The sequence below is a fragment of the Pseudomonas sp. GD04019 genome, assembly GCF_029837695.1.
Classification (GTDB): domain Bacteria; phylum Pseudomonadota; class Gammaproteobacteria; order Pseudomonadales; family Pseudomonadaceae; genus Aquipseudomonas.
Genome location: NZ_JAOEEA010000021.1, coordinates 20,656 through 27,189 on the forward strand (window position 1 = coordinate 20,656; position 6,534 = coordinate 27,189).

General features: G+C 66.3%; 6 protein-coding genes. 2 read left to right on the plus strand and 4 right to left on the minus strand.

Annotated elements, in window-relative coordinates; genetic code table 11:
* Window positions 1-15: 15 nt before the first annotated feature.
* Window positions 16-357, plus strand: a complete 342-nt coding sequence (locus N7607_RS22735; RefSeq protein WP_279868197.1) for a tryptophan synthase subunit beta — start codon at window positions 16-18, stop codon at window positions 355-357.
* A gap of 62 nt (window positions 358-419) precedes the next feature.
* Here N7607_RS22735 and lapD read toward each other — a convergent pair whose 3' ends face one another.
* The 4 genes from lapD to N7607_RS22755 form a co-directional block, all read right to left on the minus strand.
* Window positions 420-2,366: a cyclic di-GMP receptor LapD gene (lapD, locus tag N7607_RS22740; RefSeq protein WP_279868196.1), complete on the minus strand. Its 1,947-nt coding sequence runs from the start codon at window positions 2,364-2,366 to the stop codon at window positions 420-422.
* Between the two features lie 9 nt (window positions 2,367-2,375).
* A complete protein-coding gene (gene lapG, locus N7607_RS22745) occupies window positions 2,376-3,074 on the minus strand; it encodes a cysteine protease LapG (protein WP_347881181.1) in 699 nt (232 codons plus the stop codon).
* Window positions 3,075-3,144: 70 nt separating this feature from the next.
* On the minus strand, window positions 3,145-3,549 hold the full coding sequence (locus N7607_RS22750; protein WP_279868195.1) for a YbaN family protein: 405 nt from the start codon (window positions 3,547-3,549) through the stop codon (window positions 3,145-3,147).
* Between the two features lie 9 nt (window positions 3,550-3,558).
* Window positions 3,559-4,146, minus strand: coding sequence for a YecA family protein (locus N7607_RS22755; protein ID WP_279868194.1), 588 nt, complete (start codon window positions 4,144-4,146; stop codon window positions 3,559-3,561).
* Between the two features lie 143 nt (window positions 4,147-4,289).
* Here N7607_RS22755 and recQ point away from each other — a divergent pair, with 143 nt between their 5' ends.
* Complete coding sequence (gene recQ, locus N7607_RS22760) at window positions 4,290-6,422, plus strand: DNA helicase RecQ (protein WP_279868193.1); 2,133 nt, start codon at window positions 4,290-4,292, stop codon at window positions 6,420-6,422.
* Window positions 6,423-6,534: the final 112 nt, after the last annotated feature.

A 6,534-nucleotide genomic window follows, 5' to 3' on the forward strand; every position in this document is an offset into this window, starting at 1 on the left:
CCTGGAGGAAGCCACATGGTGTACGTGCAAAGGGATGCCGAGGGGCGCTTGCTGCGGGTGGAGCATGATCCGTTCGAGGGCATGACGGAGACGCTGGCGGTCGAGAGCGAGGAGCTGCACAACTGGCTGAAAGCCCGCGAGGAGGTCAAGGAGCGTCTGGCCAGCCTGAAGGACTCCGACCTGGAGCTGGTGCGGGTGCTGGAGGACGTGGTCGGCGTCTTGGTGGCGAAGGGGCTGATCCGCTACACCGACCTGCCCGAGGCGGCACGGCGCAAGCTCGATCGGCGTGCGGTGACGCGTGCCGAGATCGAGGGCCTCAGCGGGTTGTTGGGTGACGATGACCACCAGCTGATCTGACGCTGACCGGCACAGAAAAAGCCCGCCGTTATGGCGGGCTTCTTTATGGCTGTGCGTCCTGTTCAACCCTGCCAGGGTGCCGGCGCGCCGATCAGTCGACCCATGGCGCCATAGATGCCCAGCTCCTTGAGCACATGCAACTCGCCTTCGGTTTCCACCATCTCGGCGATCAGCGGCAGATCGATGCTGTTGGTGGCACGGAAGATCGCCTCGATGAACATGCGCTTGTCGTCTTCCTTGTCGATGGCGCGGATGTAGCTGCCATCGATCTTCAGGTAGGCCAGGCCCAGATGGGTGAGGTTGCCGATCAGGCTGAAGCGCCCACCGAAGTGCTGCAGGCCCAGGTGGTAGCCGGCCTCGCGTACTTGCTGGCTGAGTTTCTCCAGCTCTGCCGGTGGCGGCAGGTAGCGCTCGTCCAGCTCCAGGGTCATCAACTCGGCCTGTTGCGGATGCTCCTTGAGCAGGTTCAGCAGCTTCTCCAGGCTGCCGGCGTCGCGCAGCGTGGCGGCGGACAGGCTGAGGGCGAGCGGCTGCGGGTATTTGGCCAGGTGCGCCAGGCTGTGTTCGAGCATGGCCAGGTCGAAGCGCGCGGCCCAGCCCAGGCGTTCGATCCACGGCAGGAAGCGGCCAGCGGCCACCGCCTCGCCTTGTGGGTCGAGCAGGCGCGCCAGGACTTTCTGGTGCAGCACCTGGCTGGTATCCGCGCACGCCGCCACCGGCTGGAAGTACAGCTGCAGCATGCTCTGGCTGAGCGCATCGTCGATCCAGCGCCGCCAGTCGTGCAGGCCCTGGCCGTTGGTGGTCTGGAAGTCGTCCAGGCGTTCCCAGGACTTGCCCGCATTGCTCTGCGCCTGGGCCAGGGCCTGGTCGGCGCGGCCGATGACGTTGGCCACTTCCTCGCCGGGGCGGAACGCGGCGATGCCCAGATGGGCCACCGGTGTGCAGTCGCTGGCGCCGGTCTGGCGCAGGCTTTCCAGCCCGTCTGCCAGCTCTTCGGCGAGGCGGTCGGCATCTTCGGCGGCCAGCCCCGGAGCGAGCAGGGTGAACTCGCCACCGCGGCTGCGCGAGGCCAGCCAGTCCGGCGCGCCGCGTTGCTCCAGCAGGCGCTTGAGCAGCTCGCCGATGCTGTAGATCAGCGCGTCGGTGCGCTGGCCACCCATGCGCTGGTTGAGGCCGCCGAGATCGTTGACGCGCAGGAACATCAGGTAGCCGGCGGCGTTCTGCTCGGTCACCGCCAGCTGGTTGGCCAGCTTGATCTCGAACAGGCGGCGGTTGGCCAGGCCGGTGAGGCTGTCCTGGTAGGCCTCCTCGCGCAGCTTCTCGCTGCGCGCGGCCTCCTCGGCGAACAGCTGCTTGAGCTTCTCGACCATCTGGTTCATCGCCAGCACCACGCGCTTGAGTTCGGGGGTGCGCGGCACACGGGGCAGGGTGAGGAACTCGCGACGGGTGATGGCCTGGGCCTGGTTGACCATGTTGTCCAGCGGGCGCAACTGGGTGCGCAGCAGCCAGCCGCCGAGGATGGCGCTGATGATGCCGCACAGCAGCAGCCAGAGCAGGCTGCCGATGGCGCTGTCCCACAGCTTGGCCACAGCGAACTGCGGATGGCTCAGCACTTCGACCCGCGCCGCCTGTTCCCAGCCGCGCATGATCAGCGCGTCGCCGCCTTGCGGGTCGAGGTCGACCAGGTCGACGAACCAGGTCGGCACCTTGTCCGACGTGGTGGTGGTGCGTCGCTCGACTATCACTTCCTCGCCGGGGATGCGCACCACGCGGATGGTGGCGAAGTAGCCGCTGTCGAAGATCGAGCTGACCATCAGCTCGATCATCGCCGGGTCGTCCACGTGCGGTGTCATCGACAGGCCCAGCGCGGTGGCGGCGTCCTGGGCATGCGAGCGCAACTGGCTGAGCAGCTGTTCGCGCGAGCTCTCCACGCTGGCGATGAAGCTGCCGGTGAAGGCCACCACGAGGAACAGGCAGATGGCGAGAAACAGCTGTTTCAACAGGGACATAGGCTTCTCCTAACCCTCTCCGATGTCGAAGCCTTCGGCTCGCATCTTTTTCAACAGATCCTGCCAGCGCGACAGCTTCTTGGTGTCGCTCTTGCGGCCGGTCTGGCCTGGCAGATACAGGCCCTCGGCATTGAAGGCGTAGACCGGCAGCAGGTCCTTGCGCTGGGACGCGGGGCGGATTTCCCCGATCAGATTGTCCAGCACCAGGGGTTCTGCGCCGGGGCTGGCGTAATAGGTGAGCACCATATGCGCCTGGTTGTAGCGCAGCGCCTTGACGTAGGTGATGCGCAGCTTGTCGCTGGGCACGCCCAGACGGCGCAGGGTGAAGTACTTGGCGATGGAGTAGTCCTCGCAATCGCCGGCACCCTTGATCAGCGCTTCGACCGGGGTGGCCCAGTAGTCGTTCTGCCGCCAGTTGCGGCTGTCGTCGGAGAAGCGGAACTGGCGATTGAAGAAGCGATTGACCGCGGCCAGCTTCTCTTTTTCGGGGAGGTTGGTACTGGTGATGATCAGCTCGTCCCAGGCCTCGATGCGGCCCTTGGCGACGCCGAGGTTGCCGTAGCGCTGCTCGGCATTCTGCAGGATCAGGCCGAAGTCCCAGTTGGCCCGTGCCACCATCGCCAGCAGTACACCGAACAAGGCGCCGAGCAGCAGCCGGCCTGGCGGCAGGCGCTTGGCTCGTCCCTGAATGCTCGGCCGCGACGGCATGAAAATGTCTCCACGAGAAGTGGAGAAAGTGTAGGCAGTGGTGGGGCTTTTTGCCGCTGCGCCACCTCCCTCACTCGCGCGCGGGCAGGGTCTTCTGGCGCAGGATGTAGAGACTGACCAGCACCGCGCTGGTGAGCATGAAGGCTCGTGCCCAGAGCAGCGGCACCAGGTAGCAGGACAGGCCGATGCTGGCCCACATCATGCCCAGGGCATAGACCTTGCCCTTGAGCGGAATACCGTTGCCTTCCAGGTAATCACGAATCCACGGGCCGAGGCGCGGATGGTTGACCAGCCACAGGTAGAAACGCCTGGAGCTGCGCACGAAACAGGCCGCCGCCAGCAGCAGGAAGGGCGTGGTCGGCAGCACCGGCACGAAGATGCCGATCACCCCGAGCGCCACGCTCAGCCAGCCGATCGCCAGCAGCGCGTAACGCACGCTGCGGTGACGGCTTTGCCGGATGTCGCTGTGCGCCATGGGCGCGGCTTAGTGGTGGCGGGGTTTGAGAAGGGCGGGCTTTTCTTCCGGCGCCTGGCACAGCAGGAACAGGGCGGTGAGCAGCTCGGGAATCTGGTCGACCATGCTGTCCACCAGTTGGCGGTCGCGGGCGATTTCGGCGAATTCCGGCTGCTCGTCGAACAGGCCGGAGGCGACCATGATCGGCAGCAGCAACTCGCTGACTTCGTCTTCGGAGTCTTCGAACCACACGGCCTCGCGCAGGAACACGCCTTCCATGAAGCCGATGCACCAGCCGCGCAGGTCGGAGTCGTCCGGCTCGTCACCGAGGTCGATGTCGCAGGGGATTTCCGGCTCGTCGTCGCTGGCCAGCTGGCGGGCGATGTGGGCCTTGAGCAGTTGCAGGGTGGTTTCGATTTCTTCGCGCTCGGCCTCGCTGCGGTAGTGCGGCGGCTCGGCGAACAGGGCGTCGATCCACTCGCGCTCCGGCACCTGGTCGGGGCAGATGCAGAGGGCGGTCAGGTAGCCATGGGCGGCCACGTAGTCCAGAGCTTCTTCGTGCAGATCATCGGCATCGAGGAAGGCTTGCAGGCGGGACAATTGCTCGGCGAAGGACATCGTGGGACTACCTTGAGTGAGTAAACATCGGGATTCTAGCCGCCCAGGCCCGCAAAAGCACGGCCGACGGGCGATGGCCTGCCGTCGTCATCGCTCGCGTATACTGCGCGACCGCTTCCTGTCCTCGGATGATCTCTGCGCCCATGTCCGCCGCCCTACGCATTCTCAAAGACGTTTTCGGCTACGACGCCTTCCGCGGCAAGCAGGCGGCGATCATCGAACGCGTGGCCGCGGGCGGCGATGCGCTGGTATTGATGCCCACCGGCGGCGGCAAGTCGCTGTGCTTCCAGGTACCGGCGTTGCTGCGCGAAGGCCTGGCAGTGGTGGTGTCGCCGCTGATCGCGCTGATGGAAGATCAGGTCGCCACCCTCGACGAGCTGGGCGTGGCCGCCGTGGCGCTCAACTCCACGCTGAGTGCCGAAGAGCAGCGCGATATTGCCGAGCGCATCCGCCGCGGCGAGATCAAGTTCCTCTACGTGGCGCCCGAGCGCCTGGTGCAGCCGCGCATGCTGGATTTTCTCCAGCGTCTGCCGCAGCTCGCCCTGTTCGCCATCGACGAGGCGCACTGCGTGTCCCAGTGGGGCCACGACTTCCGCCCGGAATACCTGCAACTGGGCCAGCTGGCCGAACTGTTCCCCCATGTGCCGCGCATCGCCCTGACCGCCACGGCGGACATGCGTACCCGCGAGGAAATCGTCCAGCGTCTGCACCTGGAGCGGGCCGAGCGCTTCCTCTCCAGCTTCGACCGGCCGAACATCTTCTACCGCATCCAGCCCAAGGATCAGCCGCGCAAGCAGCTGCTGGCCTTCCTCGCCGCGCGCAAGGGCGATGCCGGGATCGTCTACTGCCTGTCGCGCAAGAAGGTGGAGGAGGTGGCCGACTTCCTCAGCGCCCAGGGCTTCCCGGCGCTGCCGTACCACGCCGGCCTGCCCAACGAGCTGCGCGCCTACCACCAGAAGCGTTTCCTCAACGAGGAAGGCCTGATCATGGTGGCGACCATCGCCTTCGGCATGGGCATCGACAAGCCCAACGTGCGCTTCGTCTGCCACATGGACCTGCCCAAGAGCCTGGAAGCCTACTACCAGGAAACCGGTCGTGCCGGCCGCGACGGCCTGCCCGCGGATGCCTGGATGGCCTACGGCCTGCAAGACGTGGTGTTCCTCAAGCAGATGCTGGCCAACTCCGAGGGCGACGAGCGCCACAAGCGCATCGAGCAGCACAAGCTCGATGCCATGCTGGCCCTCTGCGAGGAAACCCGCTGCCGCCGCCAGGCGCTGCTGGCGTACTTCGACGAAGTGCTGGAGCAACCCTGCGGCCATTGCGACACCTGCGTCGACAACGTGCAGACCTGGGACGCCACCGAGCCGGCGCGCCAGGCCCTGTCGACCATCTACCGCAGCGGCCAGCGCTATGGCGTCGGCCATCTGGTCGACATCCTGCTGGGCCGCGAGAACGACAAGATCCGCGCCTCCGGCCACCAGCACCTGCCGGTGTTCGGCATCGGCAAGGCGCTGGCCGAAGGCGACTGGCGCACCCTGTTCCGCCAGTTGGTGGCACGCGGCCTAGCCGACGTCGATCTGGACGGTTACGGCGGCCTGCGCCTGAGCGACGCCTGCCGTCCGCTGCTGCGTGGTGAGGTGACGCTCGAGCTGCGCCGCGACCTCAAACCACAGCAGGCGGCCAAGGCCTCCGGCAGCAGCGCCAGCCAGCTGGTGCGTGGCGAGGAGCGCGAGCAGTGGGAGGCCCTGCGCACCCTGCGCCGCAAGCTGGCCGAAGAGCACAGCGTGCCACCCTACGTCATCTTCCCCGACTCCACCCTGCTGGAGATGCTGCGCAGTCAGCCACGCAACCTGTCCGAGATGGCCCAGGTCAGCGGTGTCGGCGCACGCAAACTGGAACGTTATGGCGAGGCCTTCCTCGAAGTGCTGAGCGGCGGCGAGTCCGCCGAGGCGCCCAGGGCGGTCACCGACCTGCGCTTTGAACTGGTCAGCCTGGCCCGCGCCGGCATGACGCCGGCGCAGATCGCCAGCCAGCTGAACTGTGGCGAGAAGAGTGTGTACAACCTGCTGGCCGAGGCCATCGCCGGCCAGCAGCTGTCGCTGGAGCAGGCGCTGGACCTGCCGGAGGAGCTGCTGGGCGAGATCCAGGATGCCTTCCTCGATGGCGAGGGCGAGCTGCCGCCGGTGGCGGCCATCGCTGCGCAGTTCGCCGGGCAGGTGCCGGAAGGCGTGCTGCACTGTGTGCGTGCGGCGCTGCAGGCCGAGTTCGAGGTTTGATGCCGCGGCGATAACTATTCTTTACGCCAATTCGTTGGCGACAAACTTGTGACGTGTATCTCAAAACGCTAGGGTGATCCCCAGCTACAGATTTGCGAGGTTTAAGGGTCTT

Bases quoted from the DNA above. Each gene is read 5' to 3' on its own strand.
- N7607_RS22735 (WP_279868197.1), top strand. From the start codon at position 16: ATGGTGTACGTGCAAAGGGATGCCGAGGGGCGCTTGCTGCGGGTGGAG.
- lapD (WP_279868196.1), bottom strand. From the start codon at position 2,366: ATGTCCCTGTTGAAACAGCTGTTTCTCGCCATCTGCCTGTTCCTCGTG.
- lapG (WP_347881181.1), bottom strand. From the start codon at position 3,074: ATGCCGTCGCGGCCGAGCATTCAGGGACGAGCCAAGCGCCTGCCGCCA.
- N7607_RS22750 (WP_279868195.1), bottom strand. From the start codon at position 3,549: ATGGCGCACAGCGACATCCGGCAAAGCCGTCACCGCAGCGTGCGTTAC.
- N7607_RS22755 (WP_279868194.1), bottom strand. From the start codon at position 4,146: ATGTCCTTCGCCGAGCAATTGTCCCGCCTGCAAGCCTTCCTCGATGCC.
- recQ (WP_279868193.1), top strand. From the start codon at position 4,290: ATGTCCGCCGCCCTACGCATTCTCAAAGACGTTTTCGGCTACGACGCC.